Source organism: Plantactinospora sp. DSM 117369 (assembly GCF_053764795.1).
The window spans coordinates 2,579,670-2,603,049 of record NZ_CM132446.1 but is presented as its reverse complement, the minus strand read 5'-3'; the positions used below and the strand labels follow the sequence as shown (position 1 = coordinate 2,603,049).

The window sequence follows — 23,380 nt, the reverse complement described above, 5'->3', positions numbered from 1 at the left end:
TGACCAGGCGCGGCTGGTGGCCGCCACTTCAGGATTGACGCTCAGCGAGGGGTCGGGGTGTTCGACAGGCTAGGGGCGTGGTGCGGCCGGCCGGAGCAGCTCAGGTGAGGCAGGATCGGACGGCTTTGGCCAGGTTCGACGCACGTGGTTCGCCTTGACGGAAGGACCAGAGGTTCGTGACGTAGCCGAAGCCGACCCCGGCATCGGGGTCCGCGAAGGCGATCGATCCGCCGGATCCGGGATGGCCGAACGACCCCGGCCCGAGCATCGGCATCGGCGGGCAGGCCCGCCAGAACCCGAGTGACATGTAGAAGGAGCGGTCGGCCGGGACGGTCAGCTCCGGTGGCAGCCCGTGCATCCGGGTCTTGTCCGTCTGCACGACCGTCATCCTCTCCACCGTCGACGGTTCGAGCAGCCGCACACCGTCGACGTCGCTCACCGTGGCGGCGTACATCCGTGCCAGCGATCGCGCGTCGGCGACCATGTTCGCGGCCGGGAACTCCGCCGCGCGCCAGGCACGCGTGGTGTGATATTCGGTGGTGTTGTCCAGGGCGCCGCCGAGCTCGCCGGCGCGGGCCTGCACCGAGTCCGGACCCCATACGGCGGTCATCCATGCGGTGACCGTGTCCGGATCGAGCCCGGTCGTCTCGATCATCCCGGCGACGAACTCCTCCATGGTGAACGGAGCGGCGTACTCGATCCTGGCCACCCGTCCCTCGTGCTCCTCGGGCAAGCCGATCCACGCGCTCAGCCCGAGAGGGGCGGCCACCTCGTCGGCGAAGAACGTGCCAAGGGACTTGCCGGAGACCCGACGCACGACCTCCCCGACCAGATATCCGTAGGTCATGCTGTGGTAGACGTGCTCGGTGCCCGGCCGCCACAGCGGCTTCTGCGCCTCGAGTGCGCGGATGACCGGGTCCCAGGCGCACGCCTGCGCGAACGTCAGCGGTCCGTCGACGACCGGCAGGCCGGCCTGGTGGGACAGCAGCCAGCGCACCGGGATCCGGTCCTTGCCGGCAGCGCCGAACTCCGGCCAGTACTCGACGACCGGGGCGTCCAGGTCCAGCTCACCGCGCTGCGCCAGCATGTGGGCACAGATCGCGGTCGCGCCCTTCGTCGTGGATGCGACCTGGACGATGGTGTCGTCGTCCCACGGCCGTTTCGTCTCGCGGTCGGCGAAGCCGTCCCACAGGTCGACGACGGGGCGCCCGTCCACGTAGACGGAGCACGCCGCGCCGATCTCGCCGGGGTTTCCCTCGAAGTTCGCGTGGAACGCGTCGGCGACCTTTCCCCAGCCCTCCTCGACATGGTCGCCATTAGCCGTGCTGGAGTCGTTGCCGGAGCCAACCGGGCCAGCGAGTGCGCCGGCATCCCGCACGCCGTTGTTCGGGGTCCGGCGCCGATCGTGTTCCAGCCCGGCGGCCCCGCTTGTCGTGCCTGCCATGACGTAGTCCTTTCTGGTCATTCGGGAGTTCTGGAAAGACGCGCGCTGTATCGACCGACAATCCCGTCACTGGTTCCGTGCTGTCGGGGTAGGGGTACGAGAATTACCCGCCGCCTAATCCACAGATGGACCGAGCGCTTGTTTCATGTCGTGACGCTCGGGCCGGCGTTGGTGACGCCGTTACGGCGAGGGCGGTGATGATACGGACGTGACCGGGTGGACCGGTTTTCTGCCGGCCGCGCGTTCTCCGCTGGTGAAAGATGCCTTGCGATGTAGGTTGCGGTCCGACGATGTCGACAACGAACCTCGGCGCCCGGCCGGGCGAGTCAGGGCGCTGTCAGCTGATCTTGCGGCGGTAGATGGCGGTGGCGGAGACGTAGGTGACGATGAGGATGCCGACGCACCAGGCGAGGGCGATCCAGATGTCGGTGCCGACCGGCTGCTGTGTGAACAGGTTCCGGATGGCGTTGACGATGGCGGTCACCGGCTGGTGTTCGGCGAAGGCGCGTACCGGGCCGGGCATGGTGTCGGTGGGTACGAAGGCCGAGCTGATGAACGGCAGGAAGATGAGGGGGTAGGAGAAGCCGCTCGCGCCGTCGACGGACTTCGCGGTGAGGCCGGGGATGACGGCGAGCCAGGTCAGCGCCAGGGTGAACAGGATGAGGATGCCGGCGACCCCCAGCCAGGCCAGTACTCCCGCTCCGGAGCGGAAGCCCATGAGCAGGGCGACGCCCACGACGACCACGAGCGAGACGAGGTTGGCGACCAGCGAGGTCAGCACATGTGCCCAGAGTACGGACGACCGGGCGATCGGCATGGACTGGAATCGCTCGAAGATGCCACTCTTCATGTCCAGGAAGAGTCGGAACGCGGTGTAGGCGATGCCAGAGGCGACTGTGATGAGCAGGATGCCGGGCAGTAGGTAGTTGACGTATGAGTCGGTGCCTGTGTTGATCGCGCCGCCGAGTACGTAGACGAAGAGCAGCATCATGGCGATCGGCGTGATCGCGGTGGTGATGATGGTGTCCACGCTGCGAGTGACGTGTGTGAGGGATCGGCCGAGCAGGACGGCGGTGTCGCCGAGGAAGTGTTTGGTCATCGTCGTTCCTTCACTTGTCCGCGCCGACGGCGCGGTCATCGGTGGTGTCGTTCTTGTCGTCCGCGCCGACGATGGCGAAGAAGACGTCCTCGAGGGTCGGCTGCTTCTCGACGTATTCGACCTTGGCCGGTGGGAGCAGTTGCTTGAGTTCGGTGAGGGTGCCGTTGACGATGATCCGGCCCTGGTGGAGGATCGCGATCCGGTCGGCGAGTTGTTCGGCCTCGTCCAGATACTGCGTCGTGAGCAGCACCGTCGTGCCCTGGTCGGCGAGCTTCTTGACGGCCTGCCACACCTCGATGCGCGCCTGCGGGTCGAGGCCGGTCGTCGGCTCGTCGAGGAAGATGACCGGCGGGTTGCCGAGGAGGCTCATCGCGATGTCGAGGCGCCGGCGCATGCCCCCCGAGTACGTCGACACCTTCCGCGCCCCGGCGTCGGTCAGCGAGAAGCGGGCGAGCAGCTCGTCCGCGATCCTGCCGGGGTTCTTGAGGTGCCGCAGCCGGGCGACCAGGACGAGGTTCTCCCGCCCGGTGAGGATCTCGTCGACGGCGGCGAACTGCCCGGTGAGGCTGATCGACTCCCGCACGTCCGCCGCCTTCGAGGCGACGTCGAAGCCGTTGACGGTGGCCGTCCCGGCGTCTGCCTTGAGCAGCGTGGACAGGATCTTCACGACCGTGGTCTTGCCCGCCCCGTTCGAGCCGAGCAGAGCGAAGATGCTGCCCCGCGCCACCTCGAAGTCCACGCCACGCAGCACATGCAACTTCTGGTACGACTTCTCCAGACCCCGCACCTGAATGACCGGCCCCGGAACCTGCGTGCTCGTCACCTTTTCTCCTCCGCCCGCTCGATACTCTCGATCGCCTGGGTCAGCCGGGCCCGCTCCCGGTCGATGTATCCGCCCTTCCGGTAGTTCCGGATCAACTCCTCCACGAACTCCACGGGGTCCTCCCCGACGATCTCGCGGATCGGGGTCCCGTCCGCCGCGGCCCGCTCGAAGAGATCGGCGACATCCTCGAACAGCGCGGCCGCGCTCTCGCCGGTCACCGGCCCGAAGTGCATCAGGTACCGCTCGATCGCCTCGACCGCCGTCCGGTAATTCGGCGGAAGCTGCTTCACCCGCGCCTTGTACTCCCGCCACCGCCGCTTGGGGCCGATCACCTTCGCGATGAAGCCGCCCTTTTCACCGTCGGACATCGTTACTTGCCTCCTTCGTGGAGCTGTTCCAGTCGTTCGGTGAGGAAGCTCCAGGTCCTCCAGAACTCTTCGAGGTATTCCCGGCCCTGCGCGTTGAGGGAGTACACCTTGCGCGGTGGGCCCTTCTCGGACGGGACCTTCTGCACGTCGACGAGGCGCTTCTGCTCCACCCTGACCAGCAGGGCGTAGATCGTGCCCTCGGCGATGTCGGAGAAGCCCTGCCCCCGCAGCCACGCCGTGATCTCGTAGCCGTACGCGGGCCGCATGGCCAGGATCGCCAGGACGATGCCCTCCAGCGTGCCCTTGAGCATCTCCGTCATCTGCTTGCCCATTGATCACCTCCCCGGCCAGGTAGTCAGCGTTGTTGACTACCGGTAGACAGTAACACTGACTACCAGTACCTAGCAACAACGAATAGCGGAGACGGGAACCGGGGTCGGCCACCGAACCATGGCTGCGGCAAGGCCGTCGGCCTCGACCACGCACGCCAGCACTTCTGTGTACGTATGCATGTACGTAGTCTTACACGTATGAGTAGACTCCTGTCCAGAGGTGAAGAGCACATGCCGAACAAGACGATCTACATCGCCGACGACGACCTGCCGCTGCTGGTGCGCGCCCAGGAACTGACGGGCAGCAACCTGTCGGCCGCGATCGTCACGGCACTACGTCGACTGGTCCAGGTCGAGGAGGCCAAGCAGGCCGGCTTCGATGAGATCACCGTAAAGGTGGGCGTCGGGCGCGCCGTAGTCAAGCGCTTCCTCGGCACCGCGCTGGGCGAGTGGACCTCGTCGAGCGGGGAGGGCGAGGAGAGATACTCGCTGTTCCGGACCAGCAAGGGCCGCTTCGCCGTGCACCACGTCCGGTCAGAGCTACACACCCCGGTCGGGCCCAACGCGGAGCGCGGCAAGAAGTGGTCCACCGGCTGGCGCGGTTGGATCGGTGACTGGTCGCCGGACCAGGCCTGGATGCGGACCCCGGCCCAGGCCACGTTCTCGGTTGTCGACACCGTCGAGGAACTCGAAGCGCTGCTGCCGGCGGAGCTCTACGCGGTCGCGCTACGGACCATCAACGACGAGCCGGTCGTGGAGGACCTCGACATCTAAGCCGGCCAACTGCGCGCTGGCAAAGCGGGCCGGCCGCCGCCCAGATCTGTCCAATCTACTGGATGGGCCCCGACATGCGGTCCGCCCTCCCCCGGACGCCCCGGTCGGCCTCGAGTCGCCCACTCCTGGCAGCACCTGGAGACCGTCGGCGTCCTGAGCGCCTGGATCGTGCTGGGTGGAGGTCAGGAACTAAGCGTGTGCCAGCACCCCCTGGGGCTCTCGTAGCGAGGGGGTCATTGATCAGAGCGCTGCCGCCGCACCGGGAGTGATCATGGGCGGCGCCGTCGGCGGCGCTTTACCCGATTCCCGGCGAAGTCGAACCGATGTGCGCCACGATGTCTGCGCGTCGGCAGTACGACAAGGCCGGGGACGGGGGATGTCAGCGGATGGGTCGGGCGGTGCGGGGGCGGAGCGCGCCCAGGGGTGCCGGGCTGCGCGGCTGGCTGTTGCAGGGGATGCGACCGGGCCGGGTCCGGGGCCCCTACACGGCGCCGGACACTCCCCACCAGCGGTCGTGGTGGCGGGTGATGTGCCTGACCGGCCTCGACTACTTCTCGACCCTGGGCTACCAGCCCGGCATCGCCGCGCTCGCCGCCGGCGTCGTCTCCCCGGTCGCCACGCTGGTCCTGGTGGCGCTGACCCTGCTCGGCGCCCTGCCCGTGTACCGCCGGGTGGCCCGGGAGAGCCCGCACGGGCAGGGGTCGATCGCAATGCTGGAGCACCTCCTACCGCGCTGGAGAGGCAAGCTGCTGGTACTGGCGCTGCTCGGCTTCGCCGCCACCGACTTCATCATCACCATCACCTTGTCCGCCGCCGACGCGAGCGCCCACATCCTCGAGAACCCGTACCTGCCCGCGCCGATGCAGGACGCGCAGGTCGGGGTGACGCTGGTGCTGATCGCTGCCCTGGGCGCGGTGTTCCTCAGGGGGTTCAAGGAGGCGATCGGCATCGCGGTCGTCCTGGTCGCGACCTACCTGCTACTCAACGCGATCGTGATCACGGCAACGCTCGGACACCTGTGGAGCCGACCGCACCTGGTCGCCGACTGGCGGCACCTGCTGGTCAACGAACATCCGGACCCGTTCGGGATCCTGGTGGTGGCGCTGCTGGTCTTCCCCCGACTCGCGCTGGGCCTCTCCGGCTTCGAAACCGGAGTGGCGGTCATGCCGCTGATTCGGGGACGGGCAGCCGACGACCCGGACCAGCCTGAAGGGCGTATCCGGGGCGCCCGGCGGCTGCTGGTCACCGCCGCGGTGATCATGAGCGTCTTCCTGATCACGAGCAGCTTCGTGACCACTGTGCTCATCCCGCACGAGGAGTTCGAGGCGGGCGGGGAGGCCAACGGCCGGGCGCTGGCGTTCCTCGCCCACGCCCACCTCGGCAACGGCTTCGGCACCGTATACGACCTGAGCACCGTGCTGATCCTGTGGTTCGCCGGGGCGTCGGCCATGGCCGGCCTGCTCAACCTCGTCCCGCGCTACCTGCCCCGCTACGGCATGGCACCCGACTGGACCCGGGCGATCCGCCCCCTCGTCATCGTCTTCACCCTGGTGGCGTTCCTGATCACCCTGATCTTCCGCGCCGACGTCACCGCCCAGGGTGGCGCATACGCCACCGGCGTCCTCGTCCTGATCAGCTCGGCCGCGCTCGCTGTCACCCTCTCCGCCCGCCGTCGCCACCAGACCGGACCGGCGCTCGGGTTCGGGGCCATCACCGTGGTACTCGGGTACACGACCATCGCCAACATCATCGAACGCCCCGACGGCGTGCGGATCGCGGTCGTGTTCATCGTGGCGATCATCGCCACCTCGATCCTGTCCCGGACGCTGCGGGCCACCGAGCTACGCGTCACCGACGTGCGCCTCGACGCCCTCGCCCGACAGTTCACCACCGACGTGATCAGGCGTGGCGGCGAGCTACACCTCATCGCGAACGAGCCTCATGAGCGTGACGAGACCGAGTACCGCGAGAAGGAGGCCGAACAACGCGCGCACAATCACATTCCCGTCGGTGAACCGGTGCTGTTCCTGGAGGTGACCGTACGGGACCCGTCCGAGTTCGAATCCGACCTGGTGGTGACCGGCGAGGAACGCTTCGGCTACCGCATCCTGCGGGTCGAGGGCGCCAGCATCGCGAACACCCTCGCCGGCTTCCTCCTACACCTGCGCGACACCACCGGCCGACTACCCCACATCTACTTCGCCTGGACCGAGGGCAACCCCGTGATGTACCTGCTGCGGTACCTCTTCCTCGGCGACGGCGAAATCGCACCACTGACCCGTGAGGTACTACGCCAAGCCGAACCCGACCCCAGCCGCCGGCCACTGGTACACGTCGGATAACCCCGTCGCTGACCTCCCCGACCGCAAGCGGGCACCACCGGCTCCTGGTGTGGGGTCGCCACGGCGTGGCTCGTACCGGCGGGGCCTCGACGGCGCCGGGACATGGCACGGCCGCGCTGGCAGCCCGAAGGCGACCGGCCGCGACCGGCGCCCTTTTGCATACCGGACCCCGGGCCGGTTACCGCTGCCAGACGTAGCCCGGCCCGGCCGACAAGCCGACGGCTCGATCCGGTCGCAGGGTAGGTGCCAGCGCCCTGGACGCAAGGTGTCTGACAGCTCTCATACCCCGGTGCTGGCGATCTTGACGCTTCCTTGACGGCTGTGGTCGTTGACCAGGCCAGCCCACTGCCATAAGCATGGCGGGCCGGTCGGAACGGCTGTCCACGTCGAGGGACCGGTTGTGGCGATGAGCGGGTGCCTCGGGCGGTCCTGGCCGCCGCGGCGGGGGTGCGTGTCCTGGGGAGGACTGATGAGGGTGAGCGGCGATCTCGCGGTGCCGGACGTGGTGGAAAGACCCGGCAGCAAGCCGGCGCCGACCGGCCGGTTGACGGGGTGGTTGCTACGGCATCAGGTACAGCCGGTCGGGCCGGCGGCGGGCGAGGCCCACGCCCAGCCGCACACCTGGTGGAAAGTGATGTGCCTGACCGGAGTCGACTACTTCTCCAGCCTGGCCTACGTGCCGGCGATCGCCGCACTGGCGGCCGGGGCGGTGTCACCGTTGGCGACGTTGCTGATCGTGGCGTTGACCCTGCTGGGAATGCTGCCGATGTACCGGCGGGTGACCCGGGAGAGCCCGCACGGCGCCGGCTCGGTCGCGATGCTGGAGAACCTGCTGCCGTTCTGGTGGGGCAAGCTGTTCGTACTGGTCCTGCTCGGCTTCGTCGCGACGTCGTGGATCATCACGATCACACTGTCCGCGGCGGACGCCTCCGTGCACGTGGTGGAGAACCCGTACCTACCGGCCGCCCTGCACGGCCACGAGGTAGCGCTGACCGTCGTCCTGCTACTGGTGCTGGGCGGAGTGTTCCTGCTCGGCTTCAGCGAAGCGGTCAGCGTGGCGATCCCGCTGGTCGCGGTCTTCCTCGGAATGAATGCGGTGATCATCCTGGCCGGGCTGGTCGAGGTCGTCACCACCCCCGCGGCGCTGTCGGCGTGGACCGACGCGCTCACCACCGACGGCGTCGGAGGTCTGGCCGGGCCGGCCCTGCTGGCGTTCCCGCTGCTGGTGCTGGGCCTGTCCGGGTTCGAGACAGGGGTGAGCATGATGCCGCTGGTCGCCGCGGACGGCACCGACGAGCGGCAACGGCTGGAATCCCGGATCCGCAACACCCGCAAACTGCTCACCGCCGCCGCCGTCATCATGAGCGTCTACCTGCTGGCGAGCAGCTTCGTCACCACCGTGCTGATCCCCGCCGACGAGTTCCAGCCCGGCGGTGACGCCAACGGCCGGGCGCTGGCCTGGCTCGCCCACCACCAGCTCGGCGAGGCGTTCGGCACCGTCTACGACATCAGCACCATTCTCATCCTCTGGTTCGCCGGCGCGTCGGCGATGGCCGGCCTGGTCAACATCGTGCCGCGCTACCTGCCGTCGTACGGGATGGCGCCGGAGTGGGGCCGCGCCGTCCGTCCGGTGGTGCTGGTCTACACCGTGATCTGCGTGGCGATCACGATCGCCTTCGGGGCCGACGTCAACGCCCAGGCCGGCGCGTACGCGACCGGGATCCTTGCGATGATGGTCTCCGGCGCCTTCGCGGTCACCGTCTCGGCGGCACGCCGCCGGCAGCGCCTCGGCGTGGCCGGGTTCGGACTGCTCACCGCCGTGCTGCTCTACGCCCTGGCCAGCAACATCGTCGAGAAGCCCGACGGGATCGCGATCTCCGGGGTGTTCATCGCCGGGATCATCGTCGTGTCGCTGATCTCCCGGGTATCCCGCACCACCGAGCTACGGGCCGACCGCATCGAGTTCGACCTGGCCGCCCGCCAGTTCGTCACCGATTCCCTGGCGCACGACGGGGCGCTGAACCTGATCGCAAACCGACGCCAGGTTGGCGACGCCGCCGAGTACGCCGGCAAGGAACGCGAGCAGCGCACCGACAATCCGGTGCCGGGCAGCGCCGACGTGCTGTTCCTAGAGATCGACGTGGTCGACCCGTCGGCCTTCAGTGACACCCTGACCGTGCGGGGTGTCGACGTCGACGGGCACCGGGTTCTGCGTGCGGAGTCCCCGGCCGCGCCGAACGCGATCGCGGCGATCCTGCTCGCCCTGCGTGACACCACTGGTGTCCGACCGCACTGCTACTTCGCCTGGGCCGAAGGCAGCCCCCTGGTGCACATGTTCCGCTACTTCCTCCTCGGCCGCGGCGACACGGCCCCGGTGGTACGCGAAATCATCCGCCGGAACGAACCGGATCCCGGCCGCCGGCCGGGCATCCACGTCGGAAGTTGAACCTGGAAGCGGCTGGTGGGGTCGTTTGTGACAGCGATCGTTAGTTGGCCGGCCTCGCGCTTCTGAGCGGCAGCAGAGTTCTTCTACGTCGTGGGATGCGGCTGAAGAAGCTGGCCGTCCCGTCCTTGGGCAGCGTCACCTTGGTCGGGGCGGGCGCCGGCGGGAACTTGGGGGATCCGGCCGCGTAGGTTCGCCGGCAACGCGGCCAGCGCGGCCGGTGCCGGCGGCGTGGCGGAGGGTAGCGACGCGGTAGACGCCGACGAACCGGCCGGCGGCGAAAGCTGGACCGGGAGAGGGAGGGCCATCGTTGCCGCCGCATCCGGCGACGATCGACAACAGGGTTCCCAGGGCCACCGCGCGAAGTAGTCTGCTCGTCCTCACGGATGCATGACGCTCCGGCGCGATCGAAGCTTCACGCAGATCGGGGAATGCACCGCGTCTCACGGTCGGTGTTGAGGGCTCCTCAGCCGGCCCCAGGCCAACTAACCGTCGCAATGGCCAATTATTTGCCGCAGTCACATCGTTCGGGTCACGGCGGTCGGCGGAACCTGGTCGACCTGCTCACCCGCCTCGTCGATCATCACGGCGAGAGGAACAACTGACCCGGCCTCGACGGCCGCCGCTTCCGGAGCTGTCAGCCAGTGAACCTTTTTCAACCTGGACCGCGCGGCGCTCACGCACCGCGTCCGACCTTGCGGTCCGCCGGACCGCAAGGGGAGGTTGGAAAAGGTTCAGTGGTCCAAGAGCGGAGCTTGTCGGGGTTGAGTACGGCCCAGATGTGGTTGATGCGGTCGTCGGTGATGTCGAACGCCATCACCGACACGGTGACGCCGTCCCGCTGAGCCACCAGACCGGGTTGACCGTTGACCGTGCACTCCTGGAGCGTTACGCCGGCCGCCACGGCGGGCCGGCCGACGAAGAAGCGGGCAACCTGCTCGGCGCCCTCGACCGGGTGGAGCGCGGCGGTGACCAGCCCTCCGCCGTCGCCGGTCGCCGTGGCGTCGGGGGCCAGCAGGCTGATGAGTGCATCGATGTCCTTGGCCTCCCACGCGCGCTTGAAGGCCCGGACGACGTCGGCACGCCGGGCTGACGAGCCCGGGTCAGGCCGCAGGGCGCGGATGCGCCGGCGGGCCGACGCGGCGAGCTGGCGGCATGCCGCCGGGGTACGGCCGACGATCGCGGCCACGTCGGCGAAGGGGTAGCCGAAGACGTCGTGCAGGATGAACGCGACCCGCTCGGCAGGGGTCATCGCGTCGAGTACGACCAGGAAGGCCATGCTGACCGACTCGTCGAGGGTGACCCGGTCGGCCGGGTCGAGGCCGCCGCCGGACCGCCCGCTGATCCACTCCGCCCGGTCAGGCAGCGGCTCCGGGATCCATTCGCCCACGTAACGCTCGCGCCTGATCCGCGCCGAGCGGAGCAGGTCCAGGCAGATACGGCTGGCAACGGTCGTCAGCCAGGCACCGGGAGAGTCGATGTCCTCCTGCTGCTGCGGGGACATGGCGTACCAGCGGGCGTAGGTCTCCTGTACGACGTCCTCCGCGTCGGCCAGGGAGCCCAGCAGCCGGTACGCGAGGTTGGTCAGCCGACGCCGCTCGCTGACGATCGCGCTCAGGCTCGGGTCGGGCCGGCCGGGTCCCGGCTCGGACGGGTTGGTCATGGGTTTCACCGGCTCCTTCAGACGATCTGGCTCACCTCTCACGACGAACCGTCGCCCCGAATTGTGAGGTCCGCACGTCGCCTCACATCTCGTCGGGCTGTCTCGTCGTACCGGTCAGAACCGCACAGGAAGGAAACCGATCGTGGAACCCGTGCACGTCGCGATCATCTACTACAGCTCCACCGGCAACATACACACGTTGGCGCAAGCCGCCGCCGGAGGCGCCGAGAAGGCCGGCGCCACCGTGCGACTGCGCAAGGTCGCCGAAACCGCCCCGCCGGAGGCGGTCAGCGCCAGGCCGGAGTGGGACCGACACCTGAAGGACACCGCCGACATCGCCGAGGCCAGCCACGACGATCTTGATTGGGCTGACGCGGTGCTGTTCGGCACTCCCACCCGCTACGGCAACCCGGCCAGCCAGCTGCGCGCATTCATTGACACCACGGGCCCGCTGTGGTTCCAGGGCAAGCTCGCCGACAAGGTGTACTCGGCCTTCACCTCCTCCAGCACCGCTCACGGCGGACAGGAGTCCACCCTCCTGGCGCTGGCGAACACGTTCTGCCACTGGGGCGGCATCATCGTGCCCCCCGGCTACACCGACCCCATCCAGTTCCAGTCCGGCAACCCCTACGGCACCTCCCACGTGGTCGGCGACGGCCCGCCTGGTGAGGTGATCCTGCAGGCGGCCCGCCACCAGGCCCGCCGGGTCGTCGACATCGCCGCCTGCCTCAAGGCCGGCCGCGCCGCCTGATCGCGCGCAGGACACCGATGGCGCCGGTCGCGGCGCGGGCGGGGTCCCGGCGGTGGGTGCGAGAGAAGGTTGTTGACGGTCGGTTCGTGACGACAGACCGCGACACCCTTCTCACCGCGCGGCACGTGAAGATCGACGACTGGCTCGGCGGCACACAAGGCCGAGGGTGGCGGCGTCCAGACCGTCGTCGCCGACGACCCGCGGGACGCCGGCCAGATTGACCTGGTCCAGCAGCACCCGCGGCAGGAAGCCGACAGGTTCCGTCGCGGCGACTTCACCGACCCCGCGAGCATCCACGGCGGCCGTTTGCCCGGACTCGCCGTCCTCCGCGACAGCGCCGGGAAGATCGCTATCGAGTATGAGGAGACCGGTGATGATCGCCCGGATCACCTACACCACCAGCGACCCGGCGATCGTCACCGCCCTGCACGCCTGGTTCGACGCCCAGGTCAGCGACCATGACGTACACGCAACGCCCGCAGCGCCCTCGCCGACGACGCCCGCGCCGGCTACGACATCGACTTACCGTTGACCACAGCGATCCCCGTATCGAGTGGCGGTTGCGACAGCCGGCACGCCGGAATTCCCCGCTGGCTACGATGACCATGATGGCAGCCATGACCCGACACCAGCTCGGCCGCGTACTTGCGGCGGGCCTGTCATCGGTTCGGCTGCTTGCCCTGCTCGGCGCCCTCGTCGGCGTGATCGTCATGCACCAGCTCGCCGGGACGGTCGCACCCGGCGGTCATCATCACCACGATTCGGGCGGGCCGGGGCCCGACGTGGCGGTGGCCCAGGCGATGACGCCCGGGGATGTGGGGCAGGCGGTGGTCGACCGCGGAGCCCAGGCATGCCCGCCGGAACACCCGTGTCCCACGACTCCGCATGGACATCCCGGACAGGTGTGCCAGTTCACCTCCCAGGGCCACGGACTGGCCGCCCCGGCACCGGCTCTGACCCCGGCACCCAGCGTCTTTCCATCCATCACGCCAGCGCTGTCACCGCTAACGGCGGCGAACGACGCGGCGGACGGCAGCGGCTGCGGCCCTCCGTCACTGACCGCGTTGTCCATCTGGCGAATCTAGGCCGACTCCCTGCCGGTACCGATCCGCCCGCTGCGGGCGGGTCGGCCGGACACGCCTGCCTTCGACCTTTCGTTCTCGTTACAGGGAGTCACTTCGTCATGCGCACCAACCGACACGTTTTCCGGCTCGCTGGGCTGGTCGTGGCCACCCTCGTGCCGGTGGCCCTCGCCGCCGGCTGCGGCGGCGCCTCGCACGGAGGCGGCCACGGCGACGATCAGGCCACCGCCAGCCCCACTGGTACCGCGTCCGCCACCGTGGCGTACAACCAGGCGGACATCGCGTTCGCTCAGGAGATGATTCCGCACCACCAGCAGGCCGTGCAGATGGCTGAGCTCGGCGAAGCCAGGGCCAGCGACCCGAAGGTCAAGGAACTCGCCGCGAAGATCAAGGCGGCGCAGCAGCCCGAGATCGAGCAGATGACGGCCATGCTGCGAGACTGGGCCGTGCCCATGCCGTCGCCGTCGAGTGGCGGGCATGGCACGCACGGCGGCAGCCCCACCGGGGCAATGCCGGGAATGATGTCCGAGCAGGACATGGCCTCGCTGGAGAAGGCTGACGGCGGCGAGTTCGACCGCATGTTCCTGGAGATGATGATCCAGCATCACCAGGGAGCGGTGCAGATGTCCGACACCGAACTGCAGCAGGGGCAAAACCCGGCCGCGAAGGACCTGGCCGCGAAGATCAAGGCGGATCAGACCGCGGAGATCGGCCAGATGCGGAGCATGCTCAGCGGTAAGTAGCTGATCAGTGAACCTTTTTCAACCTGGACCGCGCGACACTCACGCACCGCGTCCGACCTTGCGGTCCGCCGGACCGCAAGGGGAGGTTGAAAAAGGTTCAGTGGCGGGTGGGCCGGGTGTACCCGGCCCACCCGCCCGGCTTGTTCTCCGGACAACGTCACCCCGGATCGGGCAGCGAGGTGCACGTCGACCGGAAGAGCCCGCCGACGCCGTGGACCCGGGGGACCCGCGTCGCGGACCGCCAGCCCAGCGCGGAAGTCAGGCGTTCGCGATGCCGTAGCCGGCGGTGGTGACAGCGGCTCGAATCCCGAGAAGATGGTCGACGACGACCGCTATTGCATCGACGTGTTCACCCAGATCTCCACGATCCAGGCGGCACTGGACAAAGGTGGCCCTCGGCCTGCTCGACGGCCACGCCCGGCACTGTATGCGCGAAGGCGTCGTCGAGGACCGCACGGAGGAGATGGCCGCAGTGGGACACTGACTCGGTACCAACCGTGGCGGAGACCTGTCCGCGCCGCACGACCTCAAATCGCAGGGCAGCCGTACGGCCCGAATCACCGGTCGCCTCGGTGGTTCACGCCGGCGGCCGTAGCCCCGTCAAGGTGACGGTGACCAGGCGCGTCACCGCCGCCTCGGACGGCAGGCCGCCGGCTGCGGTGAGCGCGCCCAGACAGTAGGCCGCGAGCTCCTCTGGCGCGACATCTCCGCGAACGTCGCCTACGGCGGCGGCCTCGGCACACAGGTCCCGGACCAGATCGTGGAGCTCGCGCTGGGCCTGTGCGAGTTGTTCTCCGCGATGCAACACCGCGGAAAGATCACCGCCGTGCCGCCCACGCTCGTGGACGATGCGCGCGTAGTGCTCCAGCACCGCGCTGAGCTGCTCGCCGGGCCGGCCGGGCTGGTTGCGGCGCTCGGCGAGCTGGTCGAGGTGCCCGGCCACGTGTCGCTCGTGCCACGCCCGCAGGATCGCCTCGACGTCCGGGAAGTACTTGTACAGCGTCGCCCGCCCGATGCCGACCTTCTCCGCGACCTGCGACATCGTCACCGACAGCGGCCCGTGCGCGGCCGCCAGCGACCAGGTCGCGTCCAGAATCGCGTCGCGGACATCGCGCCGGTGCGCCTCGATCGTCTCGTTCCACAGTCTAGGCACGTCACCAGGATACACCATGACGATCCGATGACGATCTGGCTTGACAGCGACAGTCTGTCTCGTAAAACTGGGGTCGAATCCGGATCACGACAAACTCGTACCTGCCTCGGAGAACCCATGCCTGACTCACCTGGCCACGCCGCCCTCGATCCCGGCACCAGCCGCGCAGCCACCCCAGCCTGGGTGAAAGTGTTCGGTATCGGCATCGGTGCGCTGGTGCTGCTGCTCCTCCTCGGGATGTTCGCCGGCGGTGGCCACGGCCCCAGCCGTCACCTGCCCACCGGTGACACCCCCACCTCCGGCGTGCCCGGCACATCCGGCGGTCACATGCCGCCCGACGGCGGCCATTGAACCTTTTTCAACCTGGACCGCGCGACGCTCACGCACCGCGTCCGACCTTGCGGTCCGCCGGACCGCAAGGGGAGGTTGAAAAAGGTTCATTGATGATGGGTCCCCGCCTGCGCCGGTTCGCGCTTACCGCGCATGTCACGTTCTCCGTCGGCTGGCTCGGCGCCGTCCTGGTCTTCGTCGTCCTCGCCGCCGTCGGGCTAGCCAACCAGGACACGCAGCTGGTACGAGCCGCCTACCTGGCGATGGAACCGGTCACCTGGTACGCCCTCGTGCCCCTGAGCATCGCCTCGCTCGTGACCGGAATCGTCCAGGCATCAGGCACCAGTTGGGGCCTCACCCGACACTACTGGGTTCTGTTCAAACTCATCCTGAACATCCTGGCCACCGCCGTCCTGCTGATGTACACGCAGACAGTCGGCCACATCGCGCAAGCGGCCACCGACCCGGCGTTGCCGGGAAACGACCTGCGTGCCTTGGGAACCTCGCCGCTGCTTCACGGGACCGCCGCGCTGCTGCTTCTGCTCGTCGCCACCATCCTGTCCGTGTACAAGCCGCGCGGCGCTATCTCGTACCGGACGGACCGACGCCGCATGCGACGAGGAGCACTCGCGCTTCGATAGCGGCCTGCGCCAGCCGTGCTGACGGTCGACCGCCTTCACGGCCGGTATCACCGGAGGACCCGTTCGTGACGTTTTCCAACATCCTTTACGTCGCTGCGTATACCTGGCCGGGAACGCACGCGATGTGAGTGCGGTGGCTCACATGATTGGGTGAGCGTTTGGCATCCCTGATCGGCTCCTCGTAGCGTCGGCGCCGCCTGATTCGGTTGTCAGTCATTGACCAATGGCGTCGAATCGGGCCCGCCTAATCGCTTTCAGCGAGCCGGGGACCCATCGCATCTTGGGGTGAATCCGTAGGCCAAGAGGCCAGGTAGGGCATCCTCTTTCCCCGCCCGAACCCGTCAGCTAACCCGGTCGGCGGCATGGGAAGGAGACCGTGCATGCTCGAAGAACCATCGCGTAGCCTGTTCCGACCTGGCGCCCTTCGCCGGGCACAGAGGCTGGGCCTATTGTCCGCCGCCGTCGTGACAGCCGCGACAGCCGCGACAGCCGGAGCCCTGCTCAACCAACCGCCAGAGGGAACCTCCAGCGGCGCCACAGCGCAGTCACTTGTTCCGGCCGCCGCCGACCCGGACACCGGGGCGTCGACCGGTCCTGAATCCCGTTCGGTGGCACCTGCCGACGAGCCGTCACAACCGGCGCAGCCCGATGCTCCCGCAGAAAAAGTGCTCGACGCGTCCTTCGAGTATCAGCCCAACTTCTATTACTGCGGGCCCGCCGCGGTGCGTAACGCACTCAGCGCTCGTGGAATCGATGTGAGCCAGGACCAGCTTGCCCGGGGCCTGCGAACCACGGTCAACGGCACTGACTCCGCCGAGGACACGACTCGTGTGCTCAACGAGATGGTCGGAAGCAACTGGTACCGCACCCGGATGATTCCGGGACAGGACGCGACACCCGCGCAGATGGATCGACTCCAGGCCGACGTGGTGCGGGCGACCAGCAACGGCTACGCCATCGTGGCGAACATCGCCGGCGGCGCCACCGATGCCGACGGGACGTGGCATGACTTCCCGGGCGGGCACTACATCGCACTCGTCGGCTACAGCGACGACGGGCGCATGGTGAAGGTGTCGGACTCATCGGGGATGTTCGGTCCGGCCAGCTACTGGATGAGCACCATCAACATGGCGAACTGGATCGGAACCCGCGGCTACTCCGCCTGATCACCCCACCCTTCGGCCCACAGACGAGGTCGACGGGCAAGCTGCCGGTGGCCGGTGCAACCGCTGGCCTACCGGCAGCGTCGCCGCGACAGTGGCTACCACCTGTTCCTGAAGGCACGCCGGAATCTGCCTCTGGCGCCCCGCTGGACGTCTGTGTCAGCCGGGGGCGGTTGAAGGTGGGGCGTTGTTGTCGGCGGGCGGGGCCGCCGCCGCGGCCCGTCACCTTCGGCGAACTGGGCCGCCACGACCCGCCAGCACACCCCGCCCGATGGGAGGGCTTCCGGTAGGCCGCGTCGACCTCGGCTGGTGTCCCACCGCCGGGACGCGATCCCGGTCTGGTGCCGTGGCCACCGGCTCGCCAGCGGGCTCACAACTCGATGACGAGTCGGCCCCGGACGCCGCCGGCCGCCAGGAGCCGATGGGCTTGCGCCGCCTGCTCCGGCGGGAAGGTGTCGGCGACTCGGAGGCTGAGCCGTCCTTCGTCGGCGAGCCGGCGGAGCAGGTCGAGTTTGTCGCGTCGCCCGTCGTAGTCGTGCACGTAGGCGTAGACGAGGGTCACGCCGCGCGTCGCGGCCGCCCGCTCGAACGCCGGGTGGTCCGGCACGCCGCGTACGTAGGCCAGGGAGCCGCCACGGCGGATGGCCGTGAGCAGCGGGGCGCCGATGATCGCGGTGTCGACGACCGCGTCGACACCGTCGGTGGTGAGCGCGCGGAAGCGATCGGCGACCCCAGGCCCGCGGGCGACGGTGCGGTCGGCGCCCAGCGACGCGACGAGGTCGGCGTCTTGTGGGGCGGCGTCGGCCAGCACGCGGTGCCCGGCGGCCTTGGCCAGTTGTACGGCGTAGCCTCCGACCGCCCCGGCCGCGCCGGTGACGGCGAGGGTGCTGCCCGGGGTCAGGCGTAGCTGGTCAAGGGCATGCAGGGCGGTGAGCCCGTTCATCGGGAGCGTGGCCGCCTCGGCGTGACTCGCCCCGGCCGGTGCCGGGACGACCCACGACTCGGGAAGCACGACCCATTCGGCGTACCCGCCGCCGGCCGGGCGGGTGGGGTTGACCATTGCCATCACGCGGTCGCCGATAGCGAGGCGGCGGTTGGTGCCGGAGCTGATCTCGTCGATGGTGCCGGCGACATCCAGGCCGGGGATGACCGGTTCCGTTCCGCGTTGCCGGATAGGCGTCACGCCGGCCCGGATCAGGGTGTCGGCGGGGTTGACGGCCGCGGCGCGTACCCGGATCCGGACCTCGCCCGGTCCGGCGTGCGGAGTCGGCCGCTCGACGACCTCCAGTACCTCGGGTCCGCCGTGGCGCAGCAGCCCTATCGCTCTCACGTCATTGACTCCGACTGTTCAGGGCGGCCGGCGCCAGGGCGCCGGCCGGTGGTTGGTCCCTTCAGGGATCGGGCGACGCCGGTGTGCGAGGAGCGTTCGACGGCGTCGATGAGGCGGTGCCGGTTGAGAGCGTGCTCGAAGTCGGGCACGGTATGGGTGCCGTCGGCCAGGTCGCGGGCGAACTGCGCGTAGAGCCGCGCGACGCTTCCGGCCGGGGTCTGGGCCAGGTCCGTGGGGATCCCGTCCGAGTAGGACGGGGGAACTTCGATGGTGGTGGCGGTGGTGTCCGCGCCGCGGCCACCGGCGAGGGTGAGCTGGGCGACTTGCATGTTGCCCCAGGCCGAGGTCAGGACGAGGTCGCCGTCGGTGCCGTTGATCTCCCATCGGAGGTTGTCGCCGCGTGACGCGCCGCCGCGATAGAAGACCGAGGCGGCCGCACCGGAGGTGAGCGTGCCGATCAGGGCGACCTGATCGGGCACCGTGACCGGGATCCTGCTGCCGTCCTCGGTGACGGTCGCCTCCTTGCGTCCCACCACGAGGTTGGCCGCGACCGTGTCGAACTCGCCGAGTACGAAATGCAGCGGGTCGAGGGCGTGCAGCGTGGCGGAGGTGAGCGGGGTGGCGCCGTTGGCGTTGTCGAACCAGTAGGCCTGGTTGTGGCTGTCCACCTCGCCGCCCCAGACCATGCCGGAGCCGACCAGTGTGGTGCCGAGCACCTCGCCGACGTACCCGTCGCGAACCAGGTCTGCGGCGTGCTGGACCTCGGGGGCGTATCGTCCCTGGAGCCCGACCACGGTACGGGCGCCGGCCCGGCGGGCCAGTTCGGCGAGGCGCTCCGCTTCGGCCAGGCCGTTGGCGAGCGGCCACTCGCTGTAGACCATCTTGCCCGCCTGGAGAGCTGCCGAGATCAGCTCGAAGTGCTGGGTGACCTGGACCGCGACGACGACCAGCTCGACCCGGGGATCGGCGAGAAGGCGGCGGTGGTCGTCGTATCCGGGCACCCCGTACTTGGCCGCCGCAGCCTCCGCCGAGCTACGACGGGACGTGCTGACCGCATGCAGTTCGAACGCCGGCGACGCCGCGATCACCGGAATGTGCGAGACCGACGCCCACGCGCCGGGCCCGATGATGCCTACGCCTGTCGGTTTCATCCTTCTTCCTTCGAAAAGGTATCTTGAGCGAGCGTTACAGGATTTGGGAACGGCAAAAGGCCGGACCGCGCCCGGGGAACCGGTCAGTCCAGGCAACTCAGCGCGACCTCGGCGGACCGCATCAAGGTGGCCCGGTCGGGGTTGATCCCGCCCATCACCCGCAGGCCCTGGAGGCTGGTCACCAGGAACGTAGCGAGGTCGGTGGCGCTGCGGTCGGCCGGGATCTGACCGCGTAGCTGGCCCTCGGCGAGCACGTCGAAGAGGGCGGACTCCAGCGATCGAGTCGTCGACCGGAGCCGCTCGGCGACCCGCGGGTCGTCCCGGGCCCGCTCGATCGTGGCGCCGACGATCAGACATGCCAGGCGTTTCCCGTCCCGGGCGATCTCATCCACCGCGCCGACGAAAACCTCGCGGATGACCTCTCGGGCGTCGTTGCCCGAGCGCAGCATGTCGATCAGTGGCGTCGCGTACCGCTGCCGGTAGAGGTCGAGCGCGGCCAGGTATAGCCCTTCCTTGCTGCCGAAGGCGGCATAGATCGAGCCGCTGCCCAGGCCGGTCGCCTTGGTCAGGTCGCGGATCGAGGTCCCTTCGTAGCCGTTGCGCCGGAACGCCTCCATGGCCGCGGCTACCGCCGCGTCAAAGTCGAACTCCCGGGTACGGGCCATGCGCCTACCGTACGGCTAACTGGAACGATCGCCAAATAATTGTGCCTCCGCTCACCCCCCGCACCCCAAGGTCCACGCATTTGCGAGCAGGAAGGGCCTACCTGCGAGAGCCGTTACCTGTGCTCCCCGACGGGCCTGTCTTTCCCCCCGTCGCGGGCGCGGCGGCCAGCGGCCGGCGTAGGCCCTGGTGGAGCGGACCAGGAAATCCCTGTCCCATCGCCTGGCACCTTCGCCACTGCAGTCGGCAGTCTGCTCATCGTGGGTCTGAATGAGGGCCTCCTCGCCATCGAGCCACAGGCCACGACGGACGGGAACATTGAACCTTTTTCAACCTGGACCGCGCGGCGCTCACGCGCCGCGTCCGACCTTGCGGTCCGCCGGACCGCAAGGGGGGTTGAAAAAGGTTCACTGAGAGGGCTCTAATTCACGTATTTTGCGAGTGATGCCGTCTTCAGTCGTCTCGCCAGGTTGGGGTGGTTTCGTTGGTGACGCGTTTCGTGAGGTTGTCGATCATTGCGATGCGGATCATGCTGGCGGAGTTGTCGGGCAGGGCTTCGTAGTCACGGGCCAGGCGTCGGTGGTGCATGATCCAGCCCAGGGAGCGTTCGACGACCCAACGCCGTTTGACCACCGAGAACCGAGCACTCCCAGCCCACAGCACTGTCCTGGGCCGCCGAGACCGTCAACAGCGCTGCCAACCAGGTGATCGGCTCGGAGGCGTGGACGGGCGAAACAGCTGACCGGTACGACCAGCACCGACGGAAGCTCGTCGCCGATCTTGACGACTGCGCCGAACTGGCCGGCAAGGTCGCCAGGGCGCTCGGCGAGTGCGCCCGGACGCTACGCCACAACCAGGAGATGCTGACCCGCGAGCGGGAGAAGCTGTCCAACCGCCCACTCCGCCGGGCTGCCCGTCACCGCCGGCACGCTCTGGTGGACCTGGGCTGCCGCATGTCCAGTCCCCGGCAGCGTCGAGAGCGCGCACGAGCGTGAGCCGTACCGGGTCGGCGAGCGCGCCGAGTACGACGTCGATCGTCACGGATGCGCTGCGGACGGAGGGATCGGTGGCGACCGGGTACCGGCCCGGGCCCGCTGACGGTCCGTGAGGACCTGGGCCCGGACCTGTACCTGTCCGCCCACGGCGAGGTCGTGTCCGTCGGTAGCGTCGCCTCGGCCTGATGGTATGGCGCGATCCTGACCTGACGGTGATCCGTCCCCAGGCTCGACCCTGAACCCGTCGCGAGGACTACCCGGCCGGACCACACGACGACAGGCGGCGCCGTCGACTATCGACCCAGCCAGCCGCCGTCGACTGGCAGGATCGCGCCGTGGACGTAGTCCGAGGCCGGTGCGGCGAGGAACACTGCGGCGCCAGCGGTGTCGGCGGGTTGTCCCCAGCGTCCGGCGGGTATCCGTTGGAGGATCGCGCGCGACCGCTCGGCGTCCTCCCGCAGCGCCCTGGTGTTGTCGGTGGCGAGGTATCCGGGGGCTATCGCGTTGACGTTCACCCCGTGCGCCGCCCACTCGTTGGCCAGTGCCTTGGTCAGTCCGGCGATCCCACTCTTGGCGGCGGTGTACCCGGGGACGAGGACGCCGCCCTGGAAGCTCAGCATCGAGGCGATGAAGATCACCTTCCCGCGCCCCCTACCCAGCATGTCCCGGCCAATTTCGCGGGTCAGCGTGAACTGTGCGGTGAGGTTCACCTGCAGGACATGGTCCCAGTCGGCATCGGTGTGCTCGGCGGCGGGCGCACGGGCGATCGTTCCGGCGTTGTTGACCAGGATGTCGATCGGCGGATGATCGGTGGCCAGGTCCGCGGCGAGCCGGCCGACCGCGTCCCGGTCGGTGAAGTCCACGCGGTACGGCGTGAACGACCGCCCCGCCGCCTCCACCCGGCGCTGCGCTTCGCTCCCCTGCGGTTCCAGGCTGGCGCTCACGCCGATGATGTCGGCCCCGGCCTCGGCAAGCGCGGTCGCTATCGCCAGTCCAATGCCGCGCCGTGCCCCGGTGACTACGGCCACTCGGCCCGACAGGTCGAAAAGGCCGGTCATCGGGAACCCGCCTGGCAGTCGACGAGCACCTTCATCACCCCGGCACCGTCCTCCAGCGCCTGGAACGCCTGACGTGCCGCTTCCAGCGGCTCGATGCGGGAGATCAGCGGCTCGGTCGGCACGGCGCCGCCGGCGACCAGCCGTACCGCCTCGTCGAAGTCCGACCGGTCGTAGAGTCGGGCACCGACCAGGCTCAGCTCGCGCCAGAAGAAGCGGTGCAGGTCGACCGGCCGCGGCGTGGGGTGGATACCGACGAGCACCATGCGGCCGCGCACCGCGAGGGCTCGCACGGCGGCGACGAGCCCCGGCTCGGTCCCGGAGACCTCGAACGCCACCGCGGCGCCCGCGCCGCCGGACCACTCCTCGACCAGGTGACCCACCTCCACCGCTGCCGGGTCGACCGTCCGCAACCCAAGGCCGTCCGCCACCGACCGCCGGTACTGATCCGGCTCCACCAGCAGAACATGGGCGCCGGCGCGCCGGGCAACGAGTCCGATCAGGACACCGACCGGACCGCCGCCGACCACCACGGCATGTTCGCCCAGGCGTAGCCCGCTGCGGCGCACATCGTGCACCGCCACCGCGACCGGCTCGATCAGTGCCGCGTGTGCCAGTGGCAGGGACGCCGGCAGCCGGACAAGCAGGTCCGCCGGCACGGTCCAGTACGCCTGCATCGACCCCGGCGCGTCGATCCCCACGAAGGTGAGGTGGTGGCAGACGTGGCTGTTGCCGGCGCGGCAGGCCGGACACTGTCCACACCAGACGGTGGGCATCACGGTGACCGGGTCGTCCAGCTGCCAGCCGCGCACGTCCGCGCCCAGCGCGCGGATCCGGCCGGACATCTCGTGCCCGAGCACGGCCCACGGCCGTACCCGCTGGTCCATGTGCCCGTGCAGGATGTGCAGGTCGGTGCCACAGATGCCGGTGTACGCCACGGCGATCTGCACTTCTCCGGCCCGCGGCGGGACGGCCGCCGCCTCGGCCACCGTGATGGACCCGGGCCCGGTGTAGTGCGCTGCTCTCATGGCGCGG

Annotated in this window: 25 protein-coding genes, 2 pseudogenes and 1 riboswitch; of the genes and pseudogenes, 12 read left to right on the top strand and 15 right to left on the bottom strand. The window is 69.1% G+C overall.

Translation table 11 applies throughout. The features are described 5' to 3' along the window. Positions 1-100: 100 nt before the first annotated feature. The 5 genes from ACSMXO_RS11665 to ACSMXO_RS11645 form a co-directional block, all read right to left on the bottom strand. Entirely contained in the window at positions 101-1,444 is a 1,344-nt protein-coding gene (locus tag ACSMXO_RS11665; RefSeq protein WP_455417704.1) for a serine hydrolase domain-containing protein, read from the bottom strand. Positions 1,445-1,781: 337 nt separating this feature from the next. Then, positions 1,782-2,543 carry an ABC transporter permease gene (locus ACSMXO_RS11660; RefSeq protein WP_455417703.1) on the bottom strand — a complete coding sequence of 254 codons (762 nt, stop codon included), beginning with the start codon at positions 2,541-2,543 and terminating at the stop codon, positions 1,782-1,784. Between the two features lie 10 nt (positions 2,544-2,553). Then, positions 2,554-3,366: an ABC transporter ATP-binding protein gene (locus ACSMXO_RS11655; protein WP_455417702.1), complete on the bottom strand. Its 813-nt coding sequence runs from the start codon at positions 3,364-3,366 to the stop codon at positions 2,554-2,556. Continuing rightward, positions 3,363-3,734 (bottom strand): DUF1048 domain-containing protein, encoded by a 372-nt coding sequence (locus ACSMXO_RS11650; protein ID WP_455417701.1) that lies wholly within the window; start codon positions 3,732-3,734, stop codon positions 3,363-3,365. The genes ACSMXO_RS11655 and ACSMXO_RS11650 overlap by 4 nt, the downstream gene beginning before the upstream one ends. A 2-nt stretch (positions 3,735-3,736) precedes the next feature. Next, positions 3,737-4,066 carry a PadR family transcriptional regulator gene (locus ACSMXO_RS11645; RefSeq protein ID WP_346262877.1) on the bottom strand — a complete coding sequence of 110 codons (330 nt, stop codon included), beginning with the start codon at positions 4,064-4,066 and terminating at the stop codon, positions 3,737-3,739. A 231-nt stretch (positions 4,067-4,297) separates the two neighbouring features. On the opposite strand from ACSMXO_RS11645, the gene ACSMXO_RS11640 reads away from it, so the two are divergent. The 3 genes from ACSMXO_RS11640 (at position 4,298) to ACSMXO_RS11630 (ending at position 9,628) form a co-directional block, all read left to right on the top strand. Then, complete coding sequence (locus ACSMXO_RS11640; RefSeq protein ID WP_346262878.1) at positions 4,298-4,840, top strand: EXLDI protein; 543 nt, start codon at positions 4,298-4,300, stop codon at positions 4,838-4,840. Positions 4,841-5,175: 335 nt separating this feature from the next. Beyond that, positions 5,176-7,182, top strand: coding sequence for an amino acid transporter (locus ACSMXO_RS11635; protein ID WP_455417700.1), 2,007 nt, complete (start codon positions 5,176-5,178; stop codon positions 7,180-7,182). 469 nt (positions 7,183-7,651) lie between these two features. Further along, entirely contained in the window at positions 7,652-9,628 is a 1,977-nt protein-coding gene (locus tag ACSMXO_RS11630) for an amino acid transporter (RefSeq protein WP_455417699.1), read from the top strand. Between the two features lie 515 nt (positions 9,629-10,143). Here the strand turns inward: ACSMXO_RS11630 and ACSMXO_RS11625 are convergent. Both ACSMXO_RS11625 and sigJ read right to left on the bottom strand, forming a co-directional pair. Further along, positions 10,144-10,305 (bottom strand): hypothetical protein, encoded by a 162-nt coding sequence (locus tag ACSMXO_RS11625; RefSeq protein WP_455417698.1) that lies wholly within the window; start codon positions 10,303-10,305, stop codon positions 10,144-10,146. Further along, entirely contained in the window at positions 10,302-11,288 is a 987-nt protein-coding gene (sigJ, locus tag ACSMXO_RS11620; protein ID WP_455417697.1) for an RNA polymerase sigma factor SigJ, read from the bottom strand. Before sigJ ends, ACSMXO_RS11625 begins: the two co-directional genes overlap by 4 nt. 139 nt (positions 11,289-11,427) lie before the next feature. Between sigJ and wrbA the strand changes: the two genes are divergently transcribed. After that, entirely contained in the window at positions 11,428-12,039 is a 612-nt protein-coding gene (gene wrbA / locus ACSMXO_RS11615; protein WP_455419222.1) for an NAD(P)H:quinone oxidoreductase, read from the top strand. Between the two features lie 111 nt (positions 12,040-12,150). Here wrbA and ACSMXO_RS11610 read toward each other — a convergent pair whose 3' ends face one another. Beyond that, positions 12,151-12,429, bottom strand: a complete 279-nt coding sequence (locus tag ACSMXO_RS11610; RefSeq protein ID WP_455417696.1) for a hypothetical protein — start codon at positions 12,427-12,429, stop codon at positions 12,151-12,153. Here ACSMXO_RS11610 and ACSMXO_RS11605 point away from each other — a divergent pair. The 4 genes and pseudogenes from ACSMXO_RS11605 to ACSMXO_RS11590 form a co-directional block, all read left to right on the top strand. After that, complete coding sequence (locus tag ACSMXO_RS11605) at positions 12,413-12,571, top strand: hypothetical protein (protein WP_455419464.1); 159 nt, start codon at positions 12,413-12,415, stop codon at positions 12,569-12,571. The genes ACSMXO_RS11610 and ACSMXO_RS11605 overlap by 17 nt on opposite strands. Further along, positions 12,498-13,124 (top strand): DUF6153 family protein, encoded by a 627-nt coding sequence (locus tag ACSMXO_RS11600; RefSeq protein WP_455417695.1) that lies wholly within the window; start codon positions 12,498-12,500, stop codon positions 13,122-13,124. Before ACSMXO_RS11605 ends, ACSMXO_RS11600 begins: the two co-directional genes overlap by 74 nt. A gap of 98 nt (positions 13,125-13,222) precedes the next feature. Continuing rightward, entirely contained in the window at positions 13,223-13,864 is a 642-nt protein-coding gene (locus ACSMXO_RS11595; protein ID WP_455417694.1) for a DUF305 domain-containing protein, read from the top strand. 309 nt (positions 13,865-14,173) lie between these two features. Next, a pseudogene (locus ACSMXO_RS11590) lies at positions 14,174-14,348 on the top strand (metal-sensitive transcriptional regulator); the annotation flags it as partial. 93 nt (positions 14,349-14,441) lie between these two features. On the opposite strand, the gene ACSMXO_RS11585 reads toward ACSMXO_RS11590, so the two are convergent. After that, a complete protein-coding gene (locus ACSMXO_RS11585) occupies positions 14,442-15,035 on the bottom strand; it encodes a TetR/AcrR family transcriptional regulator (protein ID WP_455417693.1) in 594 nt (197 codons plus the stop codon). Positions 15,036-15,044: 9 nt separating this feature from the next. Between ACSMXO_RS11585 and ACSMXO_RS11580 the strand changes: the two genes are divergently transcribed. The 3 genes from ACSMXO_RS11580 (at position 15,045) to ACSMXO_RS11570 (ending at position 17,154) form a co-directional block, all read left to right on the top strand. After that, positions 15,045-15,368: a hypothetical protein gene (locus ACSMXO_RS11580; RefSeq protein ID WP_455417692.1), complete on the top strand. Its 324-nt coding sequence runs from the start codon at positions 15,045-15,047 to the stop codon at positions 15,366-15,368. A 92-nt stretch (positions 15,369-15,460) separates the two neighbouring features. Then, entirely contained in the window at positions 15,461-15,988 is a 528-nt protein-coding gene (locus tag ACSMXO_RS11575; RefSeq protein ID WP_455417691.1) for a DUF2269 domain-containing protein, read from the top strand. A gap of 231 nt (positions 15,989-16,219) precedes the next feature. Continuing rightward, positions 16,220-16,363, top strand: a riboswitch (cyclic di-AMP (ydaO/yuaA leader). A 5-nt stretch (positions 16,364-16,368) separates the two neighbouring features. Continuing rightward, complete coding sequence (locus ACSMXO_RS11570; RefSeq protein ID WP_455417690.1) at positions 16,369-17,154, top strand: C39 family peptidase; 786 nt, start codon at positions 16,369-16,371, stop codon at positions 17,152-17,154. A gap of 367 nt (positions 17,155-17,521) precedes the next feature. Here ACSMXO_RS11570 and ACSMXO_RS11565 read toward each other — a convergent pair whose 3' ends face one another. From ACSMXO_RS11565 to ACSMXO_RS11550, 4 genes and pseudogenes are all read right to left on the bottom strand, one after another. Continuing rightward, positions 17,522-18,481: an NADP-dependent oxidoreductase gene (locus ACSMXO_RS11565; protein WP_455417689.1), complete on the bottom strand. Its 960-nt coding sequence runs from the start codon at positions 18,479-18,481 to the stop codon at positions 17,522-17,524. After that, positions 18,478-19,632 carry a Gfo/Idh/MocA family protein gene (locus tag ACSMXO_RS11560; RefSeq protein WP_455417688.1) on the bottom strand — a complete coding sequence of 385 codons (1,155 nt, stop codon included), beginning with the start codon at positions 19,630-19,632 and terminating at the stop codon, positions 18,478-18,480. Before ACSMXO_RS11560 ends, ACSMXO_RS11565 begins: the two co-directional genes overlap by 4 nt. An 83-nt stretch (positions 19,633-19,715) precedes the next feature. Beyond that, complete coding sequence (locus tag ACSMXO_RS11555) at positions 19,716-20,297, bottom strand: TetR/AcrR family transcriptional regulator (RefSeq protein ID WP_455417687.1); 582 nt, start codon at positions 20,295-20,297, stop codon at positions 19,716-19,718. A gap of 451 nt (positions 20,298-20,748) precedes the next feature. Continuing rightward, positions 20,749-20,934: pseudogene (locus ACSMXO_RS11550) on the bottom strand (transposase); the annotation flags it as partial. Positions 20,935-20,999: 65 nt separating this feature from the next. Between ACSMXO_RS11550 and ACSMXO_RS11545 the strand changes: the two are divergent. Further along, the gene (locus tag ACSMXO_RS11545; RefSeq protein ID WP_455417686.1) at positions 21,000-21,290 is read left to right on the top strand and encodes a hypothetical protein; all 291 of its coding nucleotides are present in this window, start codon (positions 21,000-21,002) and stop codon (positions 21,288-21,290) included. 293 nt (positions 21,291-21,583) lie between these two features. On the opposite strand, the gene kduD is transcribed toward ACSMXO_RS11545, so the two are convergent. Beyond that, complete coding sequence (gene kduD, locus ACSMXO_RS11540; protein ID WP_455417685.1) at positions 21,584-22,348, bottom strand: 2-dehydro-3-deoxy-D-gluconate 5-dehydrogenase KduD; 765 nt, start codon at positions 22,346-22,348, stop codon at positions 21,584-21,586. Then, on the bottom strand, positions 22,345-23,373 hold the full coding sequence (locus ACSMXO_RS11535; RefSeq protein ID WP_455417684.1) for a zinc-dependent alcohol dehydrogenase: 1,029 nt from the start codon (positions 23,371-23,373) through the stop codon (positions 22,345-22,347). Before ACSMXO_RS11535 ends, kduD begins: the two co-directional genes overlap by 4 nt. Positions 23,374-23,380: the final 7 nt, after the last annotated feature.